A 26359-nucleotide genomic window follows, 5' to 3' on the forward strand; every position below is an offset into this window, starting at 1 on the left:
CCTGATGTCGGGCCTCGGGCCTCGGGGCGAAGCCGGTGTGCACAACGCCACCCCTGGGCGGCGTATTCCGCGCACGTACCCGTGTGGCCTCCGAGCACACCAACAACCAGACTGGGCCCATGACGGAAACGGAATCCATCGCGTACGACGTCGTGGTGCTCGGGGCCGGGCCCGTGGGGGAGAACGTCGCCGACCGCGCCCGCGCGGCCGGCCTCTCCACCGCGGTCGTGGAGAGCGAACTGGTCGGCGGCGAGTGCTCGTACTGGGCCTGCATGCCCAGCAAGGCTCTCCTGCGCCCGGTCATCGCCCGCGCCGACGCCCGCCACGTGCCCGGCCTCAGCCAGGCGGTGCAGGGCCCCCTCGACGTCCCCGCGGTCCTCGCCCACCGCGACTACTACACCTCCCAATGGAAGGACGACGGACAGGTCGGCTGGCTGGACGGCATCGGCGCCGTCCTGTATCGCGGACACGGGCGCCTCGCCGGGCCGCGCAAGGTGGCCGTCGACGGGCCCGACGGCGAGCGGCAGGTGCTCACGGCCCGGCACGCGGTCGCCGTCTGCACCGGCACCCGCGCCCTGCTCCCCGACCTGCCGGGGCTCGACCAGGTCCGGCCCTGGACCAGCCGTGAGGCCACCAGCGCGCACGAGGTGCCGGGTCGGCTCATCGTGGTGGGGGGCGGTGTCGTCGCCGTCGAGATGGCCACGGCCTGGCAGGCGTTCGGTTCCCAGGTCACCGTCCTCGTCCGCGGCAAGGGACTGCTGCCCCGCATGGAGCCCTTCGCCGGTGAGCTGGTCGCCGAGTCGCTGAAGGAGGCGGGCGCGGACGTCCGCACCGGCACCTCGGTGACCGCGGTGACGCGCGAGGGCTCCACCGTGGTGGCCCTCACCGACACCGGCGACCGCATCGAGGCCGACGAGATCCTCTTCGCCACCGGCCGTGTGCCCCACACCGACGACCTCGGCCTCGACACGATCGGCCTCGAGCCCGGCTCCTGGCTCGACGTCGACGACAGCCTGCGAGTCACCGGCAGCGACTGGCTGTACGCGGTCGGCGACGTGAACCACCGCGCGCTCCTCACCCACCAGGGCAAGTACCAGGCGCGGATCGCCGGCGCCGCCATCGCCGCCCGTGCCGCCGGAGTGCCCCTCCTGGAGACCGACCCCTGGGGCGCGCACTCGGCGACCGCCGACCACGGAGCCGTCCCCCAGGTCGTCTTCACCGACCCGGAGGCCGCGGCCGTCGGCCTCTCCCTCGCCGAGGCCGAGCGCGCGGGCCTGCGCGTCCGCGCCGTCGACGTCGACATGTCCTCCGTGGCGGGCGCGGGCCTGTACGCGGACGGCTACCGTGGCAGGGCCCGCATGGTCGTCGACATCAACCGCGAGATCCTGGTGGGCCTCACCCTGGTCGGCCCCGGCGTGGGGGAACTGATCCACTCGGCGACCATCGCCATCGCCGGCGAGGTTCCGATCAGCCGCCTGTGGCACGCGGTCCCGTCGTACCCGACGGTGAGCGAAGTGTGGCTGCGGCTGCTGGAGATGTACCGGGACGCGTAGCCGAAGCCGGTCGCCGGGGTACGGCCGTCTGTGATCGACGGGCCAGGACCGGCCGCTCGGACGCCGGCGGCCTGAGCGCCGAGGGCGCGGATTCCGGCCCTCCGGAACTGGACGGCCGGGTTCACCCGTTCGGCGTCCGCTGTTCGGGTCCCGGTGGCCTTGGGGTTCGGCCGTCCGGGATCGACGGGCTGGGCCCTGTCGTTGGGTGGCGGGGATTGGCGGGGTCTGGCTCCCCGGCGGGTTCGGGTTCGGGTTCGACCGGCTCGGTTGGGCCGGCTCGGTTCGACCGGCAGGGGCCGGTCGTTCGGGCGTCGACGGCTTCCCCCCCGGGGGGTCTCGGACCCGGGAATTGATGGGCCGTCGGCGGTCGTCCGGACTTCGGTGGGTCCGGGCCGGGCCGTCCGAGGCGGCGCGGCCGAGCCCGACGGGTCCGGCGGTTCGGGCTCGACGTCGGTTGGGACCGTGGCTTTCCGGGGCCGCCCGTACCCGGCCCCGACCCCGTCGGCGGGTTCGGCCGGGTCCGGCCACCGGTCCCACCGTCGGGTTCAGCCGGGCGCGGCCCCTGGTCCTGCCGGCTGGTTGAGCCGGGTCCGGCCCCCCGGCGCCGGGCCCGGAGAGCGTCCCGTTCTCAGCCGGCTCGGTCGTGACCGGACCGCCGGGCCCCCCGCAGGGCGCGGCATCGCGCCGCCTTCGTTGCCGCACAGCCGTCGCCGGAGGCGCCCGCGGCGCGCACCCTCAGTCGGGCAGGGCGAAACCCAGAGCGGCGGCGGCCTCCGCAGGAGTCGGCTGCGCCCAGCGCTCCGCCATCGCCTGGGTGGAAGACAGCGAACGCAACTCGGCACGGTCGAGGTAGAGCACGCCGTCCAGGTGATCCGTCTCGTGCTGGACGATCCGCGCGGGCCACCCCGTGAACACCTCGTCGATCGCCCGGCCCCGCTCGTCCAGAGCGGTCAGCCGCACCTCGGCGTGCCGGGCCACCACGGCCTGCCACCCCGGCACGCTCAGACACCCCTCGAAGAACACGGGCCGCCCCGCGCCCACCCCCTCGTACGACGGATTCACCAGCGCCCGGAACGGCTGCGGCACCCGCCCGCGCACCACCCGCACCTCCTCGGAGACCGGCGCCGGATCCTCGATGACCGCGATCCGCAGGGGCACGCCGACCTGCGGTGCCGCGAGGCCGACGCCCGGCGCCGCGTGCATGGTGGCGCGCAGGGCGGCGACGAAGCGGGTCAGGAGCCCCGGGTCGAGCTGGCCGGCGAAGGGCTCGGCGGGGCGGCGCAGCACCGGGTCCCCGGCGGCGACGATGGGCAACGGGCCTTCATGGTCGAGGAGTTCCTCGACCAGCTCGCTCAGGGGGCGGGAGGCGCTGGGGTCACGTTCGGATGCCATCGCGCCAGGATGCCAAGACCGATCGCGCCAAGCGAGGCGGCGCCAGGGGCGTCTGCCGGGTCCCCACACGCCTGTACGTGTGACTCGGACCACAGGGCGGCCCGGGAACTCGACGCCCCTGCGCCCCGACTTCTGGACCACCACGGACCACTCCGGGCCGAGAGTCCAACTCCCCGGCCCACGGCCCGAGTCCATCCCTGTCCCGTCCGCGTACCCGTCCCGTCCCCGTCCGCGTCCCTGCCCCGTCCTTGTCCCACTCCTGTCCCCGCTTCTGTCCGCATTCCCCTCACCGTCCGACCGGAGAAGCCCGCCCATGTCCACCGCTCCCACGACCACGACGGACGAGTCCCCCAAACCCGTCGCCCCGGCCCCCACCAGAAAGGCGGCCCTGCGCCCCCTGATCCTGCGCCTGCACTTCTACGCGGGCATACTCGTCGCCCCGTTCCTGCTGGTCGCGGCCCTGACCGGCTTCCTGTACGCCGCCTCGTACCAGGCCGAGAAGATCGTGTACGCGCATGAGCTGACCGTCCCGGTCGGCGACGACAAGCTGCCGCTGTCCGAGCAGGTGGCCGCCGCCCGCAAGGCCCACCCGCAGGGCGCGGTCTCCGCCGTACGACCGTCGCCTGAAGCGGACGCGACGACCAGGGTGCTGCTCTCCGGCGTCCCCGGCGTCGGCGAGGGGCACACACTCGCGGTGTTCGTGGACCCGTACACGGCGAAGGTGCGCGGATCGCTGGAGCAGTACGGCGCCACCGGCGCGCTCCCGCTGCGCACCTGGATCGACGAGCTCCACCGTGACCTGCATCTCGGTGAGAACGGCCGGCTCTACAGCGAACTCGCCGCGAGCTGGCTGTGGGTCATCGCGGCCGGCGGGCTGGTGCTGTGGTTCGGCCGGCGGCGAGCCCAGCGCAAGGTGCGGGGCATGTCCGGGCGCCGTCGCACCCTCGGGCTGCACGGCACCGTCGGTGTGTGGGCGGCAGCCGGGTTCTTCTTCCTGTCGGCGACCGGACTCACCTGGTCGACCTACGCCGGCGCCGACATCGACGAACTCAGGACCTCGCTCGGCCAGGCGACCCCCTCGGTGTCCGCGTCGGTGGCGGCCGGCGGCGAGCACGCGGGCCACACCGGCACGGGGTCCGGCGGCACCACGGCCTCGACCACGCCCCGGGACCTCGACAGGATCCTCGCGGCCGCCCGCGCCGAGAGCCTCGGCGACCCCGTCGAGATCGTCGTACCCGCCGACGCCTCCACGGCGTACGTGGTCAAGCAGGTCCAGCGCAGCTGGCCCGAGAAGCAGGACTCCGTCGCCGTGGACCCGACGACGGGCAAGGTCACCGACGAACTCCACTTCGCCGACTACCCGCTGCTCGCCAAACTGACGCGCTGGGGCATCGACGCCCACAGCGGCGTCCTCTTCGGCCTCGTCAACCAGATCGCCCTGATGGCCCTCGCGCTCTGCCTCGTCCTGCTGATCGTGTGGGGCTACCGCATGTGGTGGCAGCGCGGCCGTGCCTCCGCGTTCGGCCGCCCCATCCCGCGCGGCGCCTGGCAGCAGGTCCCGCCGCAGATCCTCGTCCCGCTCATGGCGGCCGTCGCCGTGCTCGGCTACTTCGTCCCGCTGCTCGGCATCCCGCTCGCGGTGTTCGTCGCCGTGGACGTCGTCCTCGGCGCGATCGCGTACCGCCGTGGCAAGCGCAACCAGGGAGGCCAGGTAGCGTGATCGGGTAGGGGAACGCCGGAGGGAGACGGACATGGCGCAGCGCGACCGAGAGGACCCGCACCGGCCTCCCAGGCGCCGCGGGCAGGGCGAGTTGGAGAGCCAGGTGCTCGGCGCGCTGCGCGAGGCGGAGGCCCCGGTGACCGCCGCCTGGGTGCAGGAACGGCTCGGCGGCGACCTCGCCTACACCACCGTCGTCACCATCCTGACCCGGCTGCTCGCCAAGGACGCGGTGGCCCGCGAACGACGCGGACGCTCCTTCGTGTGGCGGCCCACCGCCGACGTCGCGGGCCTGGCCGCGCTCAAGATGCGCCGGCTTCTCGACGGCGAGAGCGACCGCGAGGCCGTCCTCGCCAGCTTCGTCACCGCGCTGCCGCCGGACGACGAACAGGTCCTGCGCGCGCTCCTGGAGACGGCCCACGCGACGGGCGGGGCCGAGGCGACGGACGGGGCCGATGTGGTGGGCGGGGCCGACGGGGTGCCCGACGGTACGGAAGACTGACGTCTCATGCGGGTCTTCGTCTTTCTGCCGCTCGTCCTGCCACTCAGTGCCTGGCCGGTGGCACGCCTCGCCGAACTGCATCTGCATCCGCGTACGGCCACCCGGCTGCTGACGGCGGTCGCCACCGTCATGGCCCTGTGCAGCACACTCTGCCTGGCCCTGCTCATGGTCGTCGGGACCGCGCAGCTGCCCGGCAACCCCCTCCCGGACGGCTGGTCCGACGCGGAGGTCCGTGCGGCGGTCCCGCACGACGAGATCGCGGGCAAGGCGGCGATCCCGGCCCTGGTCCTGGTCCTCGCGGTCTGCGCACGCACCCTGTGGCGCCACCGCCGGGTCGCCCAGCGCGCGCGGCGGGCGCTCGCCGCGCTGCCCAGCCGCTCCGTGGTCGTACTGCCCGAGGAGAAGCCCTACGCCTACGCTCTCCCCGGCGGACGCCGCGACCGCGTGGTGGTCACCACGGCCCTGCTGCGTGGCCTCACCTCACCCGAGCGCCGTGCCCTGTTCGCGCACGAGCGGGCCCACCTGACGGCCGCTCACCACCGCCACCTGCTCGCCGTACGACTCGCGGCGCGCGCCAATCCGTTCCTGCGGCCGCTGCGTACGACCGTCGTCTACACCACGGAGCGGTGGGCGGACGAGGACGCGGCCCGGTCGGTCGGCAACCGCACGGTGGTGGCGCGGGCGATCGGCAAGGCGGCCCTGCTGTCGGGCGGGGGCCCGGTGCCGGCGTTCGCCACGTTCACCGGCTTCGCCGGATTCGCGTCCGCGGGTTCTGTGTCGCGCCGGGTCGCCGCCCTGCTGCGCCCCGCGCCGGCGGCCCGCAGCTGGCCGTCCGTGTTCACGTCCGTGGGGCTGGCCGCCTGGGGTGCCGCGGTCGGCACGCTCGTCTCCGCGATGTCGTCGGCGAACTCGGCCGTGACGATGGTCCTGATCCTGCACGCGGCCACGCCGCTGCCGCCGCTGTAGCTCGGCCATTACGCCGCTGCAGCTCGGCCGCCACTCCTCTGTTGCTCCGCCACCACTCCTCGTGGTTCCTACAGCCGTGTAGAAAGAACGTCGGCGGCTGGGAACTCGTTTGCGAACAGAATCGTTTCCCAGGGACACGCCGACTCCGGAGGAGCGCTTCCTTGTCCGCCAGACCGACGGACCCCCCGGGACACAGTCCCGAACCACCCCGCCTGATCTCTCTTGAGCGCGGCACACAGTGGGGTGGTGTTCGATGAGTGCCGCACTCGGCCTGCTGGCCGTCCTCGTCCTGACCGCCGGCACCGGCTATTTCGTCGCCCAGGAGTTCGCGTACGTCGCCGCCGACCGCCTCGCGCTCGCGCGGGAAGCGGCAGCGGGCGACCGACGCGCCACCCGCGCCCTGAAGGTGCTGGAGCGGCTGTCCTTCATGCTGTCGGGCGCCCAGCTCGGGATCACCGTGACCGGTCTGGTCGTCGGCTTCCTCGCCGAGCCGTCCGTGTCCGCCCTGCTCAAGCCCGTCCTCACCGGGACCGGCATCCCGGACGGCGCCGTCACCGGCATCTCGGTGGTGCTGGCCTTCGTGTTCGCGACCGTGCTCCAGATGGTGCTGGGCGAACTGGCCCCCAAGAACCTGGCCCTGGCCGTCCCGGAGCGCCTCGCGAAGGCCCTGGCGAGCTCCACGCTCGCGTATCTGAAGGTCGTCGGCCCGGTCGTACGGCTTTTCGACGGCGCCGCCAACAAGCTGCTGCGCAAGGTCGGCATCGAGCCCGTCGAGGAACTCCACCACGGCGCGACCCTCGAGGAACTCGGCCACCTCATCGGCGAGTCGCACGAGCACGGGCAGCTGCCGCGCGAGACCGCCGACCTCCTCGACCACGCCCTGGAGTTCTCCGACCGCACCCTCGACGAGGTGATGGTGCCGCGCGCCGACGCCGTCTTCGTCCGCAGGGGCGCGACGGCCACGGAAGCCGTCCAGCTGATCGCCAAGCACGGACACTCGAACTACCCCGTCCTCGGCGACCACCCGGACGACATCACCGCCGTCCTGGGCGTACGCGAGCTCATGCGGCTGCCCGCCGACCGGTTCACCCGCACGACGGCCGGCGCGCTCGGCCGCGGACCGCTGCTGCTGCCCGACACCCTGCCGCTGCCCGAGGCCGTGGCACAGATGCGGGCCTACGACGACGAGTTCGCCGTCGTCCTCGACGAGCACGGGGGCGTGGCGGGCGTCGTCACCTACGAGGACATCGCCGAGGAACTCGTCGGCGACATCGCGGACGAGACCGACACCGTCAAGGAGATCGCGGTCGCCGACGGGGAGGGGTGGCTCGTCGACGCCGGCCGCCGACTGGACGAGGTCGCCGAGGCGACCGGCATCGGCCTGCCCGAGGAGGACGACTACGACACGGTGGCGGGGTTGATCGTCGACCGCCTAGGTCGCTTCCCGGCCATCGAGGACCGCGTCGTCGTCGAACTGTCCGACGGGGGCCGCGTCTCGATCGACGTACAGGCCCTGGACCGCCACGTACCGGAACGGGTCCGTCTGGAACGTCTGCCGGCGACGGAGAGTACGGAGAGTACGGAGAGTACGGAGAGTACGGAGAGTACGGACCGTACGGATGGCGTGGGCGGCACGGACCGCGTCCACCGTACGCACCGTGGGGACAGTGCGGAGAAGCAGGCATGAGTTTCTCGATGGCGCTCTTCGTGACCGTGCTGCTCCTGATCGGCAGCGGGTTCTTCGTGGCCGCCGAGTTCGCGTTGGTCGCCGCCAAGCGGCACCGGCTGGAACAGGCCGCGGCGGCCGGGCAACGCGGCGCCAGGGCCGCGCTGGCCGGAATGCGCGAGCTGTCACTGATGCTGGCGGGCGCCCAACTGGGCATCACCGTCTGCACGCTGGGCCTGGGCTCGGTGTCCAAGCCCGCGATCTCGCACGAACTCGACCCACTGCTCCACAAGGCTGGCCTGCCCAGTGGCCTGAGCTACGGAGTGTCCTTCGCGCTCGCGATGTTCGTCGTGGTCTTCCTGCACATGGTGGTCGGCGAGATGGCCCCCAAGTCCTGGGCCATCGCGCACCCCGAGCGTTCCGCCATGCTGCTCACGCCGCCGTTCCGGGCCCTGACCCGGACGGTGCGTCCGTTGATCGTGGGGCTGAACAAGGTGAGCAACGCGCTGGTCCGGCTCTGCCGAGTCACTCCGCGCGACGAACTGGCCTCGGTCCACAACCGCGAGCAACTCACCCACCTCGTCGAGGAGTCGGAGCGGCTCGGGCTGATCAGCAAGGAGGACTCCGAGCTGATCACCAGCTCACTGACCGAACCGCAGCACCCGGTCGGCGACCTCCGGATCCCGGCCGACCGGATCACCTCGGTCCCCGCCGACGCCACGATCGACGCCGTACTGGGCGTCGCCGGGGACAGTGACCGCACCCGCCTCCTGGTCCGCGACGGCGTCACGGTCCTCGGCTCGGTGCACGCCCGTGACGCCCTGGTCGCCCGCGCGCAGGGCCGGCCCGCGGTCGCCCGCGACCTGGCCCGCCCCGTCCCGGAGCTGGCACCGCACGACACGGTCGCCCACGCCGTCGAACAGCTCCGCCTGCACCGCGCCTCCCTCGCCGTCGTACGCGACGACACGGGGCGGCTGACCGGTCTGGTCAGCCTGGACGACCTGCTGGCACGGCTGATGGAGCCGCGCGCGGCGTGACACGGCAGAGGCCGGGTGCCGTGGCTGTGGCCGGTCACCTCGATGACCGGCCACGGCGCTCCGGCACCCGGCCTCTTCGTCCTGCTCTCGGAGACGTTCACGCCCTCGACGCTCATGCCCTCGGGAGACGTTCACGTCCTCAGCGGGCCTGCGCGCTCCCAGGTGCGGTCGCACCCGCAAGGGCGGTCACGCCTGCTCGAAGTCACCCGCGAGCGCGGAGGCGATCCGCAGGTGCGACTCGGCCTCGTCGTGACGCCCCTGGCGCTGGAGCGTGCGCCCCAGCATCAGCCGGGCGTAGTGCTCCACCGGGTCACGCTCGACGAGCGCGCGCAACTCGGTCTCAGCACGGCGCAGTTGGGCCGAGTGGTAGTACGCGCGGGCCAGCAGCAGCCGCGGTCCGGTCTGCTCCGGCACCTCGTCCACAAGGCCGCCCAGAACGCGCGCCGCGCCGGCGTAGTCCTTGGCGTCGAAGAACAGCTGCGCCCGCTCCCAGCGCTCCGCGGCCGTCCCCTGGTCGTAGTACTTCGTGTCCACTGCTGACCTCCTTCGAGTGCCAGAACCTCACCCGATGGTTGAATATTCCACCACCTCGCTCGTGGGCGTCATCCGCCGGCCAGCACCGCGTTGGCCCGCTCCGTCACCAGGGTCAGCACGCGCCCCACCGTCGCCAGGTCCTCGGCCGGGATGCCCGCGTACAGCCGGGCCGCGATCTCGTTCCCGGCCGTGCGGATCTCCTCGAACACCTCACGGCCGTGCTCGGTGAGCGACACCAGCGAGGCATCCGTCTCCGTCAGCAGCTTGAGGGCCGTCATTTCCGCGACGGTCTCCTCGGCCGCCGACTCCTCGACCTTCAGTGCCCCGGTCAGCCGCCCCACGAGCCGGTCGCGCTCGACGGTGCCGCCCTGGTCCGCGACGGCCCGCAGGGCCACCGACTGGTTGAAGGTGCTTCCGATGCGGACCAGCACGGCCTCCAGGGCCGCGCGGCTCGCGTAGTGGGCCAGCCCCAGGACCTGGCCGCCGACCGGGGGAGTGGGAATGCTCATGGCTACTCCTCAGGATGTGAATCGAGATGTGTGTCGAGAGATGCATCGCTCGGCGAGTCGCTCGGCGTATCGAGCGATACGTCGAGCAGGGTCGCCAGCTCGCGGCTGAACGCCTTCGTGCGCTCGCCGCCGAGCCCGCCGAGCGGTTCCAGGAGCTGTTCGAGCAGCCCCTGGACCACCCCGATCGCGCGCCGTGCGACCTCGCGTCCGTCCTCCGTGAGCGACAGTCGGATCGCACGTGGATCGGCGGGATCGCGCGTCCGGTCGACGACACCGGCCGCCTCCAGGACACGGGCCAGCTTCGATACGTAGAGCGGTTCGAGTCCGGTGTGATCGGCGAGTTGACGCTGGCTGGGCCGCCGCCCGGCCCTGTGCATCCCGTACAGCGACGCGACCAGCGAGTACTGGGCGTGGGTCAGACCCAGCGGCGCGACCGCCCGATCGACGGCCACGCGCCACTTCGTGGACAGGCGCCAGACGAGAAAGCCGGGGGTCGCGTGCTCGGATGTCGAACTCATGAGAAAAACCATACATGGCTACTATATCCATGGCTACTATTTTGCGCCGTCCCCGACCAACGCCCCACCGACCTCCGCCCGTGGTCCTAGGACCGCACCGACTCCGGCCCAAGTACCCCCGTCCGGGGGAGTCCGGAGGGGTCCGGGGGAGCCCAGGGGAGGGAGGACGGCCTGACGGACGGTCCCCGACGGGTCTAGGTTGTGGCCCATGAGCAATCTTGATCGCGAGGCAGTTCCCGCGCTGTGCGGTGGCCGCGGTTTCGTGGTGGCCGAGCCGGTGCGTGAACTCCTCAGTCCCCGTCGGGTCAAGCTCGGCGAGTCCACCGAAGTCCGCCGCCTGCTGCCCAACTTGGGCCGCCGCATGATCGGCGCGTGGTGCTTCGTCGATCACTACGGGCCCGACGACATCGCCGACGAGCCCGGTATGCAGGTCCCGCCGCACCCGCACATGGGACTCCAGACCGTCAGCTGGCTCCACGAGGGCGAGGTGCTGCACCGCGACTCCACGGGCGGCCTGCAGACGATCCGCCCGCGCGAACTGGGCCTCATGACGTCCGGAAGGGCCATCAGCCACTCCGAGGAGAGTCCCAAGTCGCACGCCCGCTTCCTGCACGGCGCGCAACTGTGGGTCGCCCTCCCCGACGGCCACCGCCACACCGACCCGCACTTCGAGCACCACGCCGAGCTGCCCCTCGTCACGGCCGCCGGCCTCAAGGCCACGCTCATCCTGGGCACCGTCGACGGCACGACCTCGCCCGGCACGACGTACACCCCGATCGTCGGCGCCGACCTGTCCCTCGCGAGCGGCGCCGAGGTACGACTGCCGCTGGAGCCCGACTTCGAGTACGCCGTCCTGTCCATGTCCGGCGAGGCGCACGTCGACGGCGTACCGATGCTCCCGGGCTCCATGCTCTACCTCGGCTGCGGTCGCACCGAACTCCCCCTGCGTGCCGAGTCGGAGGCGTCCCTCATGCTCCTGGGCGGCGAGCCGTTCGAGGAGGAGCTGGTCATGTGGTGGAACTTCATCGGCCGTTCCCAGCAGGAAATCGAAGAGGGCCGCAAGGACTGGATGGAGGGCACCCGCTTCGGCGAGGTACATGGCTACGACGGCGCCCCCCTGCCCGCTCCCGAACTCCCGCCAGTACCGCTGAAGCCACGGGGCCGGGTGCGTTGACCTGCGGTTATGCGCATGGGTCGGGTGTCCGTGTGGCGTGGTGGGCGTCCTCCTGGGCAGGAACGGCCCGGGGGGAGGGCCGCGTCTCGTGGTGATCGACTCGGGTCGGGGCGCGACGTGCAGGTGATGGCGTCTGTGTGACCAGGTCGGCTCACAGAAGCCCTCCGGGATTCGGTGGGTGCGTGGTGACGGCTGGTTCGGGTGACGAAGAGATCTTCTTGAAGTTGTCTACCGAGATGCCCTGACCTGCGGTGATGAGTTCGGCACCGACTCTGACCTGCCTGGATAACCCTTTCAGGCTCTTTCGGGATCCTGCCGCGTCACGCAGCCCATTCTCCCCACGCGCTCCCCACGGCGGCTCATGCTCCCCAGATTCTCCCCAGGAGGGTTGCCGGGTGGTGATCGTTGGGCGTGTTCTGGAAGGCCCGCCGACCATGTGCTCCGGTCACGCTTCGTGGCCGATGGCGGCACGGAAGATGCTGCAGTACTGCCGCAGGGACTGCGCCAGTACATCGCGGGCGCGCCCACATGGTGAGTTGTCCCGGAAGAGACCGGACGACCCCGTGACCTGGAATGCGGGGCGGCTTCGTGTTACTGACGTGCGTAGATGGCCTTTCGGCTGTCTCACGCTCGTGCTCGTTGACGCGGCCGGAAGTCCCAGAAAAGTCCCACAGAGTTCCCGCTGCTCTTGGACGTCATGCCCGGATACCCAGTGGCGGGCACAGGCCGGGAGACGCCAACGGGACGGAGAGCAGCGGATCACCCCCGCGTCCGCGGGAGTGATCCGCACTTCGCCGGCGGAAGACTGCCGTCAGCTCTCACGCCGTCTTGAGGGAGATCTCCTCGCCGCCGGCGAGCGGATCGTGCGCGTCCCGCCCCAGCTCATGGCTCACTGCCATACCGCCGCCTGCACCTACGCAAGTCCGACCCCATCGACGCCCTGGTCGCAGCCAAAGCGGCACTGCGGGAACCGGACCTGCCGACCGCGCACCTCGACGACGCGAGCAGAGAGGTGCGCCTGCTCATGGACCACCGCGACAACCTGGTCGCCGAACGCACCCGCGTGATCAACCGGTTGCGCTGGCACGTGCACGAACTCGGCCCCGCACTCGACCCTCCGGCTCGGAGTCTCACCAAAGCGGACGTGACCTTACTCGACTTCATGGATCCTGATCGCTTCGGGGGCGCCGCATCGAAACGTGCAGATGCGTTTGCGGGATGGCACCCTTGCTCTGACCTTTGATGCATAAGGGCTCGCCGTTGAAGTGGCTCAGGGCCGGTACACCATCCCGGGTTGGGGCTTGGCGGGGGCGAGCAACTGTGACACCGTGACGATGGTGTAGCCGCGCTGCTTGAGCGCCTTGATGATTCCCGGGACCGCGGGAACGGTCCCCTTGTGCAGGTCGTGCAGCAGGATGATGCCGTCGCGGTGGGTCTGGTCGAGCACCCGCTTGGTGATCAGGGCCGAGTCGGTCGTCTCGTAGTCCTTGGCCGTGACGCTCCACAGCACCTGCGCCAGCCCCAAGTCCCGGCAGATCTTGGCCACCTTGCGGTTGGTGCGGCCCTCCGGCGGACGCATCAGGATGGGCCTGGTGCCGGTGATCTTCTCGATGGCGTCCTGTGTCCGGGCCAGCTCCTGACGGGCGTCGTTCTCGTTGATATCCGTCAAAACCTCGTGATACCACGTGTGATTGCCGATTTCGTGCCCCTCGTCCGAGATGCGACGCAGGATCGCGGGGTACTTCGCGATGTGGCCCTGGCCCTGGACGAAGAACGTCGCGTGCAGATCATCCTGCTTCAGGATGTCCAGCAGCTTGGGGGTCGTCAGGCTGGGGCCGCCGTCGAAGGTGAGGGCCACGCACTTCGCCTTGCGGCAGTCGACGTTCCCGGCCACCGATCCCGATGCCTTGCCCCGGGCGGCGCGCGGCGAGGTGTGATCGTAGGTCGTCACCGTCATGGCCAGAGTCACGGCGACGGCCAGGACGACGGCCGCCGCTGCCGCGACGGCGATGAGTATGCGTGACCGTCTTGTACGTGCGTTGAAGAACATACGAGCCCTTTCTTCGGTGGGGTGGGGTTGCGGGGTTACCGCGTGCGGGTGAGAGCGGGTTGCGCGGCAAGGTCCCGCGGCCGCATGTCGAGTGTCAGGCGATACCTCAGACGGCGTCCGAGCCGACGCTCCACCAGGGTGTGGACCAGCAGGGACAGCCCCAGCATGCAGATGACGGACAGTGCCATCGAGGGCAGCGGCCCCAGCCTCGGGAACGCCCGGATCAAGCCCTTGGCCAATGGGATTCCGAGGCTCTGGTGGACGAGGTAGAAGGGGTAGGTGAGCGCCCCCGCGGTGACCGGCCAACGCCATCGCAGTCCGGCGAGCGGGCCGATTCCGGCGAGGGCCAGCAGCCCGAGGCAGAGGGTGAGAACGACCGCGCAGACGGCCCAAGAGGGCCGGCCCTCGCCAGGGGGTACGGCGGCGTGGTCGGCCACCCGCAGTTCGAGCACGGTGAGCTGGTAGCACCAGGCGAAACCGAGCAGCAGCCAGAGCAGCAGGCTCTGTCCGAACCTGTGCATGAGGTAGAGCACGATCCCGGCGACGAACAGGCCGGTGTACCGGGGCAGTACGAAGTCGTCGAGTAGGGGCGAGTGGAGTTCAAGGGCGATGACACCGGCCAGGAGCCAGGCTCCGCAGAAGGCCACCACCCGCCGGTAGGACAGGCCGAAGACGAGCAGTGCGGCCATCAGCAGGTAGAAGCGTGCCTCCACCCAGAGGGTCCAGCTGACTCCGTCGACCGGATCGAGCCCCAGCGGCCCTGGGGCCATGGTCAGGTTCCCCAGAATCGTACGGGGGTCGATGTGCGTGGTGGCGGGCCGATGGCCCAGCCGCGAGGCCAGGACGAGCAGGACGACCAGGAGTACCGCGCACCAGTAGGCCGGGAAGAGCCGTGAGATTCGGGAGACGGCGAACTGTGCGGGAGTTCTTCCCCAGCAGCTCATGCAGATCACGAAGCCGCTGATGAGGAAGAAGAACTCGACGCCGAGCCACCCGTAGCCGCCGATGTCGTGCAGGAACGGGGCGAGATCCCGGAGCTCGGTTCTGCCCCAGAAGTGCGGGGTGGGCGTTCCCAGGAAGTGGTACGCGGCCACCATCAGCGCTGCCACCAGACGTAGCCCGTCTATCGTGGTCAGGCGCGACTGCTCATTGCGAGGTTCGGGGGACGGCACGTCGGGGCCGTGTCAGCAGACAGTGGGTAGGGGCGAGTGGCTGACGCGTATCTTCGACGGGCCGTGCGGGCGCTGCTCCCAGCCCTCGAAGCCGTAGTAGTTGCCGGTGTGGAGGTGGCCGATGAAGTGCCAGCCGCCGCGCAGGTTGCCGCGGCCGATGTCGAGCATGCGGTGCTCGGGGCGCAGGCCGTGTTCGACGAGGTGGTCGAACTGCATCTGCCCGAGCGCCAGCCACCGGTCGTGGGTCTGGCTGCCGACTGCGGCCTCCGGGTTGCGGCGGGTGTCCGAAGCCATCACGGCCCGGTAGTAGCCGACGTGGTCGGGGTGCTTGAGACACAGCCACGCGTCCCGGCCGGCCCGGCGAAGGTACGGGACGACGCGGCCGGGGTGGCGCAGGGCGTAACCGGTCTTGTGGGTGAGGGCGGCGCGGTTGTGGCGCAGTTTCTTCGGCGACTTGGCGTCGGCGGGCATGGCGAAGCGACCTCCGTACAGACAAAGGGGGGATCCGGGTGAGGGGTGAGGGAGACGGTACGGCGACGACGTCAGACGCGGCGGCGCAGGAGCAGCACGGTGACGACCGTGAGCAGCACGGCCAGGCCGCCGAGGACTGCGGTGTCGGTCCACTGGAAAGTCCAGTAGTCACCGGCCGGGTTGGCCTCGTAGAAGCGGGCCACGTACCCGTGCGCCGTCATGCACTCCTTGAGCTGGGCACCTGACGGGAAGGGGCAGTTGAACACGGAGTCGTGGCGGCCGGAGGCTGTGATCAGGCCGTAGTTACCGGTCGACCACTTATCGCCCATCGGCGCTTTGGGGGCGCCGCCGGCGCTGACGTAGGTGCGCGGCGGGACCAGTAGCCGGGTCCAGTGTGTCCACTCCAGCAGGAGTGTCATCATCCCCGTCACCAGCAGAGTCAGGCCCATCGCTGCCAGGACCCGGCGGGCCAGCAGGCCCAGCAGCGTGCCGGCTGTCAGGCCGAACAGGGCGGCCGCGGCGACGCGCGGGCCCGAGCCGCTCAGGGCCGTGTTGTCGTACCAGAACAGGCCGTAGCTGCGGTCGGCGGCCGGTCGCCACCACCATGCGAACGCTCCCGCGAGCAGGCCGGACAGGACGGTCGTGGTCGCCGCGGCCAGGGCGAACCGGGAGGCGAACCACTGACCGCGGCTCAGACCCTGGGCGAGGACCAGGCGGTGTGTGCCCAGTTCCCGGTCGCGGCCCAGCAACGGGGCGCCCCAGAAGACGCCGATGACGACGGGCAGGGCGATGTTCAGCGCCCCGAGGTACTTCAGCGGTTCGACATCCAGCAGGAGCGGCAGGCCGGTGTCGGACCGTGTGCAGTACAGCGGCCCGGTGGCGCAGTGGTTGAACAGCCCGCTGCGCAGTGCGTCCAGCATGCCCGAGCGGTAGTACGCGGCGATCGCCGCGGTGAGGACCAGGGCGGCCGCGCCGATGCCTGCTGGTACGCGCTGCTGGCGCCAGGCGAGCCAGAAGGAGCCCTTCACGCCGCCGCCTCCGTCCGCTCGCCCGCGGCGGGATGCCCCGGTGTCTCGCCGGCCTGGAGATAGCCGATCAGGATGTCCTCCAGCCTGGGCCGTGCTACGTGCCAGTCACCGCGCAGTGGTCCGCCTTGCCGTATCAGGGCGGTCAGCTGCCTGCCGGCGGTACGGCGCTGTACGACAGTGTGCTGTCCGACCAGGGCGTCGGCCCGGTCGGCGGGTCCGGTCAGTAGGGCGTGGCTCTCGCGCAGTGCCTCGGCGTCCTCGCTCAGCTCGGCGCGGCCGTCGCGCAGCACCAGCACCCAGTCGCAGGTCTCCTCCAGTTCCGGCAGGACGTGCGAGGACAGCACGATGCTCGTGCCGCGCTCGGCGGCCTCGGCCATGAGTTCCGCCATGATCTCGCCTCGTGCCACGGGGTCGAGGTCGGCCAACGGCTCGTCGAGCAGCAGGAGTTCGGGCCGCTTGCCCAGGGCCAGGGCAAGCGCGACGCGGGTGCGCCGCCCGGGGGACAGGTCGCCGACGCGGGCGTCGAGCGGGATGCCGCCCTCGTGGACGATCCGCTCGGCGGCCGTCCGGTCCCACGAGGAGTTCAGCTTCTCGCCCATCAGCAGGGTGTCCGCCACGGTGAAACGGGGGTAGAGCGGCTTGTCCTGGGTGAGCAGGGCGACCCGGGCGCGAGCCTCGGACGTGCCGGGCGCGGTACCCAGCACACGCAGTTCCCCGAGCCGGCTTGCAGGAGGCCGCCGGCCAGGTGCAGCAGGGTGCTCTTGCCGGCGCCGTTGCGTCCTACGAGGGCGGCGATACGACCGCCGGGTACGGTGAACTCGCATTCCCGCAGGGCCCAGCCGCTCCGCCGCCGGTACCGGAATCCGAGTCCCGTGGCGCGCAACGCGGCCGGCGCGTCAGGCCTGGTCATGCGTCCTCCTTCTTCCCTTCCCGGTCGCCCGGGTGTGGCTGTCGTGTTCGTTGCCGTAGGCGTCCAGAACTGCTGTGACCATGGCGAGTACATCGGCCCGTTCCAGGCCTCCGGCCCGGGCGCGTGCCACCCAGTCGGTGACCTCCCGGCGCAGCGGCGAGTCGTCCTCTGTGCCGGGCCGGACGAGTGATCGCGTCACGAAGGTTCCGAGACCGCGGCGCAGTTCGACCAGGCCGGCCTGCTCCAAGTCACGGTAGGCCCGGAGTACCGTGTTGGGGTTGATGGCGGTCGCCGCCACCACCTCCTTTGCCGTGGGCAGCTTGTCCCCGACCTTGAGGAAGCCCATCCGGAGCGCTCGCTCGGTCTGCTCGATGATCTGCACGTAGGCCGGTACGCCGCTGCCACGGTCGATCCGGTAGTCGATCACGTCGCCTTCCTCGGTTCCACCATGCTTGTGCTAATGAATTAATGGAAGCATGGTGGATGTCCGGGGCACTGTCAAACGCCTATGAGCGCGCAAGCACGGATGGGGCACCGTTGGTGGGTCATGCCTCATGTGTGAGACACAGGGAGCCCCGCGCCGTCTGGCTGCGCTCGGTGAATGGCTTCTCCAGTGCCGTCCGGCTCGGCGGGTGCGGCCTCGTGATGCTGACGGCGGGGCCGTCGCGGAGCCACCGTGCTCCCGATCCGCATCTTCGGTCCGGTCGGAGCTCCGCTGGCGTCGATCTTCATGCTGGTCATGGGGAACGCCACCAGCGGTGGCGTGCTGCCACCCGAATTTCTGCCCGGTTGGTGACGCCGCTCGCTTCGGTCATGCCCGCCGGCGGCGGCGTCCGCGCGGTGGACGGCATCGCCTACTTCCACCACGACGGACTGACCAGCGGCATTGTGGTGCTGTCGGTATGGATCGCCCTCTGTGTGGCGGGGCTGTTCCTGCTGACCGGATCGCCGCGTCGGCGGGATCCTGCATGTCGCGAGGTCGTGTGATCGGCGGTTGCAACAGGCCCCGGACCACGTACGACTCGATGCGCCCTGTGTCCAACCCGCTCACGAGTCGTTGCTCGCCCTCGTGGAGGCGGAGGGGCGGCAGCGAGCCTTCACCGCGCACGCCGCCTGACTGTCCGGCCTCCGGCGGACCCTTCTGCTCATCAGGGGATCCGGCAAAGGCGGATAAGCCCAGGCCCTGCAAGGCTCTGCCTCGTTGATGATGCCCGCCTCAGAGCACCGGCAAATTGCGGCACGGCCAGTGCCTGTGCTGTCACATGAGTGCGGGATCCCACTGCCACAAGCTGTGTCACACCGTCTGGCCCTGTCTTGTCTAAGAGGTGTCGAACAACAAACAGAGGGTCTGATGCGTGAAATTGTGATTGTCGGTGGCGGCTATGCAGGCTTCTACGCTGCATGGGGCCTCGAAAAGAGGCTTGGTACAGCAGAGGCGCGGATCACGGTTGTCGACCCCCGCCCTTACATGACATACCAACCGTTTCTGCCGGAGGTGACGGCCGGATCGGTCGAGGCTCGTCACGCCGCCGTGTCGCTGCGGCGGCACCTGCGCCGTGCCCGGTTGATCGCAGGGACCGTGACCGCGATCCGCCATGCAGACCGGACGATCACGGTACGGCCTGCCAAGGGAGCTGACTACGAACTGCGTTATGACACCCTCGTCGTCACCGCCGGCGCCGTGACCCGCACCTTCCCCATCCCGGGGCTTGCGCAGCACGCGATCGGACTGAAGCACGTCGAAGAGGCGGTGGCCATCCGCGACCGGCTGATGACCGCGTTCGACCAGGCGGCGTCCTTGCCTCCCGGCGCCGAGCGGCGAAGGCTGCTGACCGTGACGTGCGTGGGTGGCGGGTTCTCCGGAGTCGAGGGCTTCGGAGAACTGCTGTCGCTCGCGACGGCGATGCTGAAGTCGTATCCGGAGCTGAACAGCGACGAGCTGTCCTTCCACATGGTCGAGGCTCGGGGCCGCATTCTGCCCGAGGTGGGGGACAAGCCGGGCGCCTGGGTGGTGCGCTCTTTGGAACGCCGTGGCGCGCACGTTCACCTCAACACGCAGATCCACTCCCTCGCCGACGGCCATGTAGTGCTTTCCAACGGGGAGGAGTTCGATTCCGCGTTGGTCGTATGGACCGCCGGCAATGCCTCCAATCCGGTCGTGCACAACCACTCGGATCTTCCGATCGACGAGCGAGGTCTGCTTGTGGTCCGGCCCGATCTGCGCGTGGGTACCGACAGCGAACTCGTTTCGGATGCATGGGCGGCCGGGGACGACGCGGCCGTTCCCGACCTGGCTTCAACGGTGCCGGGGGCTCACACGGTGCCGAACGCCCAGCACGCCGTACGGCAGGGCAGACTCCTCGCGAAGAACATCGTGGCCGACCTGCGCGGGGGGCGGATCAAAAACTACCGCCACAGCAGTTTGGGGGTGGTGGCGACCTTGGGGCTGGGACGGGGCATCTTCCAGTACAAGAGGATCGTCATCAAGGGGCTTCCTGCCTGGCTGATGCACCGGGGCTATCACGTCCTGGCCGTGCCCTCGTGGGAACGTAAGATCCGCGTCCTCACGGTCTGGCTCACGGCTGCGGTCTTCGGCCGAGATCTCGTCTCCCTCGCCTCCGTCCAGCATCCACGGGACGCGTTCGTCACGAGCGGCGATCCGCAGCGCCCTGGGGAGAGCCCGACGAGTGGCCGCAGGGCCGCATGAGCACGCGGGAAAGGCCGTGAGGCTGCCGACGCCAGGCGGCAGCAGCCTGCCGGAGGGGGCGGTGAGCGGAGGCATGCCGCTCGGCTGGAGACGGAGCACGGCAACTGGGCCTGGGCTCGTGGCGCGGCGCGGCAGGTGTTTCCGACCGATCGGACGATCCGAGCTGCCACAGACTGACTCGTCGTCGGCTCACGGGAACGTCGCCGCGCACGATGCGGCCACGCGTGCTGCATCGTGGGCTTCCCTTCATCCGGCAGCCGCAGGACGCCTGTCACAGGTGGATGAGCTGCTCGGTCCATTTGTTGTGAAGGCCGCACCACAACGGTGCGATGGACGGTGTCCTTACGGCTCTCCCGTGGGAAGCCGTCATGCAAGGGAAGGATTCCCCATGAGGGCCGTTGCGATCGACGACGGGGGGCGCATGGATACCGAGAACGCTGCGAGCGTCAGATCTCACGGACATGAGGCGGTTGTGGTTCCGGCCGTCAGCGGAGGCTACGTACTCACGGACGAAGGTCTGTCCGAGGACTTGGGCTTGGTGATCGATGACGAGGCCGTCACGGAGACGTTGTGCCGCACCATGGCGAACCTCCTTTCGACAGAGGTAGTCGCCGGTGTACGGCACCATGTCGCTCTGCCCGTCAGGCAGTCGCGAATGCCCTTCTCGACCATCCGTTCCACCCAGCCCTTCGAGTCCGCTGGCGACATGGCCGACGCCTCCACCGAAGACACGGCCGTCTGGGCCGCACCCGCCGACATTCGGCCGGTGTCGTACGACGAGGTTGCCACGTCTGTCGCCCCTACCGCTTGCTTCAGCCCTCTACACGGCGTCCGGCTTCGGTCCCTGCCTTCGTCCACCTACCAAGCGCCGAGGGCGTTTCCGCCTTCACGCACCCGGGCCTACTGCCTTTCCTGCGGAGCACACCATGAACACCAGTAAGGAGGCCGCACGCGGCCTGACCGACATCGAGACCTTCCTGTACAGGCACGCTCATCTGGAAGCAGCACGGCAGCGCGTGAGGGTTTTCACCACGCGGGTGCCGGGGCTCACCGAGGAGCAGAAGGTGGATATCGCGAGCTGGTACCTCAAGGAACAGACATACGTCGCACGCATGGTGACGGACCACCTCGCTGCAAACATCAGCGAGGTGCAGCAGCAGCACCGTGTCCGCTTCATGCGATGGCTACGAGGAACGCTCACCGCGATGATCCTGATCACTGTGGCCATGACCTTGTGCTTCGCTGTGCTCCTGGGGTCGTTGGGCTGAACTGCCGGGCGCCGCTCACTATCACCCGGAGTGCGGGCCCCCTCGGCCCGCTGCGAGCGAAGCAGCAGTTCAGGGCAGTGGACCGCGGCCCGACGCTCGCCTCGTCATCGATGAGTGGCCTTGGTCGACTCGGCGGACCCGACCCCCTTGTTTGTCGCCGACCCATGGCGTTCGAGTGTGCTGCGAACACCATTGATGCTTCCGCTATCGGAGTCACGGCCCAGAGCGGCGGCTATATCAAGGCCCGTACATCGACGTCGTCGGCTGCGGCGAAGTGCTCCATGATCTGCTCGGTGAGCTGGTCGTACCCGGGTCGTCCCCGGCCGGAGCAGGACGGTCCGCGTCCTCGCTCCTGCTCGGCGGCTTCTGCGCCCGAGGTGCAGGTGGAGGCAATCTCCGTTTGCAGGACGACGGGCTTCGGAATCTGGGCCTGCTTCGCGGCAGCTGGGGCACGCATCAAGGACTCGAAGGTGCTGAGAGCCCGTCGCACCGAGCCGAGGTTGCGCCACGATCGCAGCAAGTTCCCTTTCCAGCGCCTGCTTCTGGATCCGCAGGCAGGCCGAATCCTCTTGGAGGCGTTCGGCAGTGACCTCGATGTCGTGCGTCGGATGGGTTACAGAGACCATGCGTTCCTCTCATCCTGTACCCCCAGCCACGTCTCGTTATAGCTGCGTGCCGCTCGGCCCGGACGCGGAAATGGGTACCCCGCCGACATGACATGCATCAGCCCACAAGGGCGCCGTGACGTCTGACCAGGCTCCATCGTGCTCGGCGGAAGATCCACCACGACTGCCGTCGCGCGATGCCGCGTTCGACCGGTGCCCGTACTGAAAAGCCTCACTGCCCCCAACGGTGCGTTTGCGCGATTGCGGGCCCGTCGGCCGGCGGTCGAGTCGAATCACTAGATCATGCGATGCGTCTCAGGGGCGAGCGGGGTCACTCTGGCTGTTCGGGGCTGTCCGGACGCGGTGCCCACCGCATGAGCGCCTGTGTGAGGAGCGTCCGTGTGTGACTGCCGCTCATGGTGTGTCGGGCTCCGTGTCACATTTTTCGATCCTCGCCGGTCAATGGTTCGACAGGTCGAGCGGATGAGGGAGGCGGGTGGTCTTGGACGTCCATGAGGCGGGCGGGCCCTCGCCGCCGAACTGCTCAGCCGCGCATGAGCAGCCGGGCGGTGCGCGGATTCACCGACCGGCATGTCCCGAAGGAGGTGCTGGAGCGCGTGCTGTCCGCCGCTGCCTGGGCCGTCCGGATCGAACCGCCATCCGTGGCACGTCTACGTGCCGGTCGGCTGGTCGTGGGCCGAGAGCAAGAAGCGTGTCGGCGAGCAGCGCTACGGCGCAGTCGGTATTCCGCGCTAGGACATGGAGGCGCGACAGAGGGCCGGTGCCGCGAATGGGGGCTGTTTCGGCGCTCCCACCGTCCTCGGTTCGAGGACGCCATTGTCACATTCCCTGTGGCTAGGCTGCGAAATTCATTGCCCGTCCCAGCGCGGGGTCGATGGCCAACCGTTGGCTGTGCCGAAGGCCATGTTCGGAAGAGACCGCATGCCGACACCCTGAGGCAGGCTCTGCCGCTCTGCCGGCCAGCGGAATCACTCGATTATGCGATGCGCCTACACGCCAATGTGACTCATTATGGCCTGGTTGGCGAAGAATGCATTCCATTACCTGAAGAAAAGTGCAGCTGTTGCTCAGAGTCCTGGTGTGAGCCAAGGGGTGGGCCGCGAGACCACGATGTCTCTGCCTGACCGCCGTTGTTCTGACAACAGCCTGCGACATTCCTATGTGCCGGTTCGGTCGGAGGAGCGGGACCGATTCGGATCTCTGGTTCAGATGCGATGGAACCAGTCGTGACTTTTGGTGGCCGCATTTCCCGCAGCACCCGAACAAGCCAAGCGGAGCCTCATGCCCGGCGCGAGTCGGCCGTGAGGAGCGCGTCGCAGGGACGGCTTGTCGAATCAGCCTGCTTGCACGCGGTAGGGAAGTGATCCCGCCACGCGAAAGCCGTATCCGGAAAAACGAGGACCACAGAATCATGTATCTCAAGTCGTCCCCTACGACGAGTGACCTTGACGAGGCTGTTTCTGCCTTTGTGCAGCACCGGGCGCGCCTCTTCGGGATTGCCTACCGTGTGCTTGGCAGCGTGGTCGAGGCTGAGGACGTGGTCCAGGAGGTGTGGCTGCGTTGGCAGAAGACCGACCGCTCCGTTGTGGTGAGCCCGGTGGCCTTCCTGTCGAGCGCGACGACCCGCTTGGCCATCAATGTGGCGCAGTCGGCGAGGGTGCGTCGGGAGACCTACATCGGGCCCTGGTTGCCCGAGCCTGTCGACACCAGTTTGGACCCGGAGGTGGGCGCGCAGCGGGCGGAGGCACTGGAGTTGGCCCTGTTGCTGGTACTGGAGAAGCTGAGTCCCACTGAACGGGCCGCGTACGTCCTGCGCGAGGCGTTCGACTACTCCTATCCGGAGATTGCTGGGATCCTGCAGCTCAGCGTCGTCAACGTGCGCCAGATCGTGAGTCGTTCCCGCAAGCGTCTGTGGGGCGAGCCGCGGGCGAGTGTGGACGCGGTGGAGCATCGACGCCTGCTGGATGCCTTCGTCTCAGCGGCTCGCACCGGGGATGTGGCCTCGTTGGAAGCCGTCCTCACCCCTGACACCGTCAGCCTGTCCGACGGCAATGGTCTCCGAGGCGCCGCCCGTGTACCTGTGGTGGGCCGTGCGCGTGTGGCCAACCTGGCGACCGCCACTCCGCGGTTCTGGCGGGAGGCGGACCTGGGGCTGGTCCAGGCCAATGGCCGGACGAGCGTGATGATGTACCGCGACGGTTCTCCCACCGCGATCCTGACGATCGCCGCTTCGAGGGAAGGCATACACAAGGTGATGTGGGTGTTCAACCCGAGCAAGATCGCCGCATTTCTGGACTCCCGCGCCCGCTGCGCAACTGTTCCCGGTCTTGCGTCGGCTCATGGGTGAGCCACGCTCCCCAGTTTCCTCAACTGGGCGCTGGCTGCTGGGAATTCACCACCAGAGGCCGGGTCCGGCGCGCCACGGAGGCGTTCCGATCACGCCTCCGTCGACCGGTTTGACGGGTGGTAATCGGCAGTCAGCGGGCGTGTACAAGTTGGGGTGAGAGGCCCGTGGGGCCCAACGTCCGCCATGCTGTGGGACCGTGGCGAGCGGTAGCGACAAGGTCGTGGCCTGGACGGATGTGTGGCCGACGGCCCTGTCCCGGACGGACGGCGTGGCCGGTGTCGGCGGCGTCGCGCAGGAACCGCCCCAGGCGGCGACAGGCGGCAGCAGCGCGATCGGGCCCCGGACCGGCGGCCCCGGCGGTGTCGGAGCCGGGCCACAAAAGCAGCAACGTACCCCAGGCTCTGGTGCCGGTGACGAACGGTGCCGTGGCCGCCGCGCAGTGGTACGGAAGTGCGATCGCCGTACGCGGATGGCGCCGGGCGAACTCCTCGAAAGGTCGCTCAGTCAGACCAGCCGTCGTTGACGCAGCGCCTCCCGCACCGGAACAGGACTGGACAGCGCCACTCGGGACCAGGGCGTCAGATATTCCGCCGGCAGCCCCGCGGCCACCTCCAACCGCAGCGCCAGCCCGTCGGGCGCCAGCAGGAAGACCGCACCCGCGAGCCCCCCCGTGTCGCGCACGGCGAACTCCAGCAGCCGGTCCAGCTCGCCCGGCGAATCGACCCGGAGGCGGGGGAGGACGGACGAGGCCCATAGGGCTGTACCGCGCCGTCTTCCCGCATGGCGCACATACCAGCACCGTACGTCCGCGCGCGGGAGGACCGGCCGTGCCGACCATCGCGGCAGCATCCCTTGGGGGGTGACTGGTTCGATGTGATCCCGCTGTCCGGCGCGCGGGTGGCCCTTGTCGTCGGTGATGTGGTCGGACACGGGATCGACGCCGCCGCGACCATGGGCCGGCTCCGTACCGCCGTGCGCACGCTCGCCGACATGGAGCTGCCCCCCGACGAACTGTTGGCCCACCTCGACGACACGGTCCAGCGGCTGGCCGAGGAGGATGCCGACGCCCCGGAGCAGTACCCCCGGGCTGTGGGGCCCACCTGTCTGTACGCGGTCTACGACCCGGTCACCCGCCGGTGCACCATGGCCCGGGCCGGGCACCCCCCCGCCCGCGATCATCGACCCGCAGGGGTGGGTTGCCTTCCCCGACCTGCCCAGCGGAACCCCACTGGGTATCGGGCTGGGAGTCCCCTTCGAGGCCGTAGAGCTGGAACTGCCCGAGGGAAGTCTCCTCGGCCTGTACACCGACGGCCTCATCGAGACCCGCGACCACGACATCGACGTGGGAATGCAACGCCTCGACACCGCTCTGGCGCAACCGAGCCGCTCCCTGGAAGAACTCTGCAGTCGCGCGATGGAGACCTTCCCGGGGCAGGCACCCTCCGACGACGCCACGCTGCTCCTCGTCCGGACCCGTACGCTCAGCCCCACCCAGGTAGCCTCCTGGGTGCTGCCCAGCGGCCAGACCGCTGCCCGCATTGCCCGGCACATGGCAGCCCGTGAGCTGACCGAATGGGGCCTGGGAGGTCTTGAGGACGCCACGAGGCTGATCGTCAGCGAACTGGTCACCAACGCCGTCCGCCACGGCAGCGGCCAGATCACTCTGCGCCTGATCCGGCACCAGGTCCTGACCTGCGAGGTGTTCGACACGAGCGCCTGCCCCCCACGTCTGCTCAGCGCACGCACCCATGACGAGAATGGCCGCGGCCTCTGCCTGGTCGCCCAGTTGTCCCGCAGATGGGGTTTCCGCACCGTATCGGGTGGCAAGGTGGTCTGGGCCGAAGAAGATCTGGCCCCCGCATCAGCACACGCACAGGCCCTTGGGATACCACCCATGGCCAAGGAGCGACCCGTCCTCGGCTCCGCGTGGCCCGCGACACCCACAGACCCCGGCGTCGTCCCGGGACGCGGTTCCGCGCCCTGGTAATGCGCTCGCCGGTGTCCACCCGTGTCCAGGAGAGACGAGGTGGCAGATCGCCTTCCGTGCGATGTGTGTTCTCCATGCCGCGGGTTCTTGGTTTGTGAAGGCCGCCGACAGGGGGCAGGGTGATCTTGGAGCTCTGCGCGTGGCAGCAGGCGCACGGCCCGCCGCAGATGCGGTACACCAGCCCGCGAGCGGTGCCGGACCGCCCGTTCCGGGCAGGCCTACGGA

Annotated in this window: 22 protein-coding genes and 4 pseudogenes; 14 read left to right on the plus strand and 12 right to left on the minus strand. The window is 69.8% G+C overall.

From position 1 onward, the window contains the following. The first annotated feature begins 119 nt into the window (after positions 1–119). A complete protein-coding gene (locus AAFF41_RS42205) occupies positions 120–1553 on the plus strand; it encodes a dihydrolipoyl dehydrogenase family protein (protein ID WP_319749106.1) in 1434 nt (477 codons plus the stop codon). A gap of 735 nt (positions 1554–2288) precedes the next feature. On the opposite strand, the gene AAFF41_RS42210 is transcribed toward AAFF41_RS42205, so the two are convergent. Continuing rightward, entirely contained in the window at positions 2289–2945 is a 657-nt protein-coding gene (locus tag AAFF41_RS42210; protein ID WP_343325710.1) for a peptide deformylase, read from the minus strand. Positions 2946–3258: 313 nt separating this feature from the next. On the opposite strand from AAFF41_RS42210, the gene AAFF41_RS42215 reads away from it, so the two are divergent. The 5 genes from AAFF41_RS42215 to AAFF41_RS42235 all read left to right on the plus strand — a co-directional run bounded on the left by AAFF41_RS42215 (position 3259) and on the right by AAFF41_RS42235 (position 8833). Further along, complete coding sequence (locus tag AAFF41_RS42215) at positions 3259–4665, plus strand: PepSY-associated TM helix domain-containing protein (RefSeq protein WP_319749104.1); 1407 nt, start codon at positions 3259–3261, stop codon at positions 4663–4665. Between the two features lie 31 nt (positions 4666–4696). Further along, positions 4697–5164 (plus strand): BlaI/MecI/CopY family transcriptional regulator, encoded by a 468-nt coding sequence (locus tag AAFF41_RS42220; protein WP_319749103.1) that lies wholly within the window; start codon positions 4697–4699, stop codon positions 5162–5164. A gap of 6 nt (positions 5165–5170) precedes the next feature. Continuing rightward, positions 5171–6130, plus strand: coding sequence for a M56 family metallopeptidase (locus AAFF41_RS42225; RefSeq protein ID WP_343325711.1), 960 nt, complete (start codon positions 5171–5173; stop codon positions 6128–6130). Positions 6131–6383: 253 nt separating this feature from the next. Beyond that, the gene (locus AAFF41_RS42230) at positions 6384–7817 is read left to right on the plus strand and encodes a hemolysin family protein (RefSeq protein ID WP_343325712.1); all 1434 of its coding nucleotides are present in this window, start codon (positions 6384–6386) and stop codon (positions 7815–7817) included. After that, positions 7814–8833: a hemolysin family protein gene (locus AAFF41_RS42235; RefSeq protein ID WP_319749100.1), complete on the plus strand. Its 1020-nt coding sequence runs from the start codon at positions 7814–7816 to the stop codon at positions 8831–8833. The genes AAFF41_RS42230 and AAFF41_RS42235 overlap by 4 nt, the downstream gene beginning before the upstream one ends. Positions 8834–9019: 186 nt before the next feature. Here AAFF41_RS42235 and AAFF41_RS42240 read toward each other — a convergent pair whose 3' ends face one another. The 3 genes from AAFF41_RS42240 to AAFF41_RS42250 all read right to left on the minus strand — a co-directional run bounded on the left by AAFF41_RS42240 (position 9020) and on the right by AAFF41_RS42250 (position 10394). Then, positions 9020–9367: a tetratricopeptide repeat protein gene (locus AAFF41_RS42240; protein WP_319749099.1), complete on the minus strand. Its 348-nt coding sequence runs from the start codon at positions 9365–9367 to the stop codon at positions 9020–9022. A gap of 68 nt (positions 9368–9435) precedes the next feature. Continuing rightward, on the minus strand, positions 9436–9876 hold the full coding sequence (locus AAFF41_RS42245) for a MarR family winged helix-turn-helix transcriptional regulator (RefSeq protein WP_343325713.1): 441 nt from the start codon (positions 9874–9876) through the stop codon (positions 9436–9438). A gap of 2 nt (positions 9877–9878) precedes the next feature. Next, positions 9879–10394: a MarR family winged helix-turn-helix transcriptional regulator gene (locus AAFF41_RS42250; protein ID WP_319749097.1), complete on the minus strand. Its 516-nt coding sequence runs from the start codon at positions 10392–10394 to the stop codon at positions 9879–9881. A gap of 208 nt (positions 10395–10602) precedes the next feature. Between AAFF41_RS42250 and AAFF41_RS42255 the strand changes: the two genes are divergently transcribed. Continuing rightward, positions 10603–11568 (plus strand): pirin family protein, encoded by a 966-nt coding sequence (locus AAFF41_RS42255; RefSeq protein WP_343325714.1) that lies wholly within the window; start codon positions 10603–10605, stop codon positions 11566–11568. Between the two features lie 800 nt (positions 11569–12368). Then, positions 12369–12709, plus strand: a pseudogene (locus tag AAFF41_RS42260) (IS110 family transposase); the annotation flags it as partial. A gap of 129 nt (positions 12710–12838) precedes the next feature. On the opposite strand, the gene AAFF41_RS42265 reads toward AAFF41_RS42260, so the two are convergent. The 6 genes and pseudogenes from AAFF41_RS42265 to AAFF41_RS42290 all read right to left on the minus strand — a co-directional run bounded on the left by AAFF41_RS42265 (position 12839) and on the right by AAFF41_RS42290 (position 17626). Next, positions 12839–13618 (minus strand): polysaccharide deacetylase family protein, encoded by a 780-nt coding sequence (locus AAFF41_RS42265; RefSeq protein WP_388415283.1) that lies wholly within the window; start codon positions 13616–13618, stop codon positions 12839–12841. Positions 13619–13653: 35 nt separating this feature from the next. Further along, positions 13654–14727, minus strand: a complete 1074-nt coding sequence (locus AAFF41_RS42270; protein ID WP_388415280.1) for an acyltransferase family protein — start codon at positions 14725–14727, stop codon at positions 13654–13656. Between the two features lie 147 nt (positions 14728–14874). Next, positions 14875–15261, minus strand: a pseudogene (locus AAFF41_RS42275) (methyltransferase); the annotation flags it as partial. A 71-nt stretch (positions 15262–15332) separates the two neighbouring features. Then, a complete protein-coding gene (locus AAFF41_RS42280) occupies positions 15333–16289 on the minus strand; it encodes a transporter (protein WP_319749094.1) in 957 nt (318 codons plus the stop codon). After that, a pseudogene (locus AAFF41_RS42285) lies at positions 16286–17199 on the minus strand (ATP-binding cassette domain-containing protein). The gene AAFF41_RS42280 and the pseudogene AAFF41_RS42285 overlap by 4 nt, the downstream one beginning before the upstream one ends. Beyond that, the gene (locus AAFF41_RS42290) at positions 17186–17626 is read right to left on the minus strand and encodes a GntR family transcriptional regulator (RefSeq protein WP_319749092.1); all 441 of its coding nucleotides are present in this window, start codon (positions 17624–17626) and stop codon (positions 17186–17188) included. The pseudogene AAFF41_RS42285 and the gene AAFF41_RS42290 overlap by 14 nt, the downstream one beginning before the upstream one ends. A gap of 386 nt (positions 17627–18012) precedes the next feature. Between AAFF41_RS42290 and AAFF41_RS42295 the strand changes: the two genes are divergently transcribed. The 3 genes from AAFF41_RS42295 to AAFF41_RS42305 all read left to right on the plus strand — a co-directional run bounded on the left by AAFF41_RS42295 (position 18013) and on the right by AAFF41_RS42305 (position 21174). Beyond that, the gene (locus tag AAFF41_RS42295) at positions 18013–18186 is read left to right on the plus strand and encodes a hypothetical protein (protein WP_343325716.1); all 174 of its coding nucleotides are present in this window, start codon (positions 18013–18015) and stop codon (positions 18184–18186) included. 364 nt (positions 18187–18550) lie between these two features. Next, positions 18551–19906, plus strand: coding sequence for an NAD(P)/FAD-dependent oxidoreductase (locus tag AAFF41_RS42300; protein WP_319749090.1), 1356 nt, complete (start codon positions 18551–18553; stop codon positions 19904–19906). A 926-nt stretch (positions 19907–20832) separates the two neighbouring features. After that, entirely contained in the window at positions 20833–21174 is a 342-nt protein-coding gene (locus tag AAFF41_RS42305) for a hypothetical protein (protein WP_343325717.1), read from the plus strand. A gap of 232 nt (positions 21175–21406) precedes the next feature. Here AAFF41_RS42305 and AAFF41_RS42310 read toward each other — a convergent pair whose 3' ends face one another. Continuing rightward, on the minus strand, positions 21407–21664 hold the full coding sequence (locus AAFF41_RS42310; RefSeq protein WP_343325718.1) for a hypothetical protein: 258 nt from the start codon (positions 21662–21664) through the stop codon (positions 21407–21409). Between the two features lie 1547 nt (positions 21665–23211). Here AAFF41_RS42310 and AAFF41_RS42315 point away from each other — a divergent pair. Continuing rightward, the gene (locus AAFF41_RS42315; RefSeq protein ID WP_319749241.1) at positions 23212–24147 is read left to right on the plus strand and encodes a sigma-70 family RNA polymerase sigma factor; all 936 of its coding nucleotides are present in this window, start codon (positions 23212–23214) and stop codon (positions 24145–24147) included. A 504-nt stretch (positions 24148–24651) separates the two neighbouring features. Here AAFF41_RS42315 and AAFF41_RS42320 read toward each other — a convergent pair. Continuing rightward, positions 24652–25077 carry a hypothetical protein gene (locus tag AAFF41_RS42320; protein ID WP_343325719.1) on the minus strand — a complete coding sequence of 142 codons (426 nt, stop codon included), beginning with the start codon at positions 25075–25077 and terminating at the stop codon, positions 24652–24654. Between AAFF41_RS42320 and AAFF41_RS42325 the strand changes: the two are divergent. Together AAFF41_RS42325 and AAFF41_RS42330 are read left to right on the plus strand one after the other, a co-directional pair. Beyond that, positions 25066–25242: pseudogene (locus AAFF41_RS42325) on the plus strand (SpoIIE family protein phosphatase); the annotation flags it as partial. The gene AAFF41_RS42320 and the pseudogene AAFF41_RS42325 overlap by 12 nt on opposite strands. Next, positions 25205–26134, plus strand: coding sequence for a SpoIIE family protein phosphatase (locus tag AAFF41_RS42330; RefSeq protein ID WP_343325720.1), 930 nt, complete (start codon positions 25205–25207; stop codon positions 26132–26134). The pseudogene AAFF41_RS42325 and the gene AAFF41_RS42330, both read left to right, overlap by 38 nt. Positions 26135–26359 lie beyond the last annotated feature (225 nt).

The organism is Streptomyces mirabilis (assembly GCF_039503195.1).
In the GTDB taxonomy this organism is placed as follows: domain Bacteria; phylum Actinomycetota; class Actinomycetes; order Streptomycetales; family Streptomycetaceae; genus Streptomyces; species Streptomyces mirabilis_D.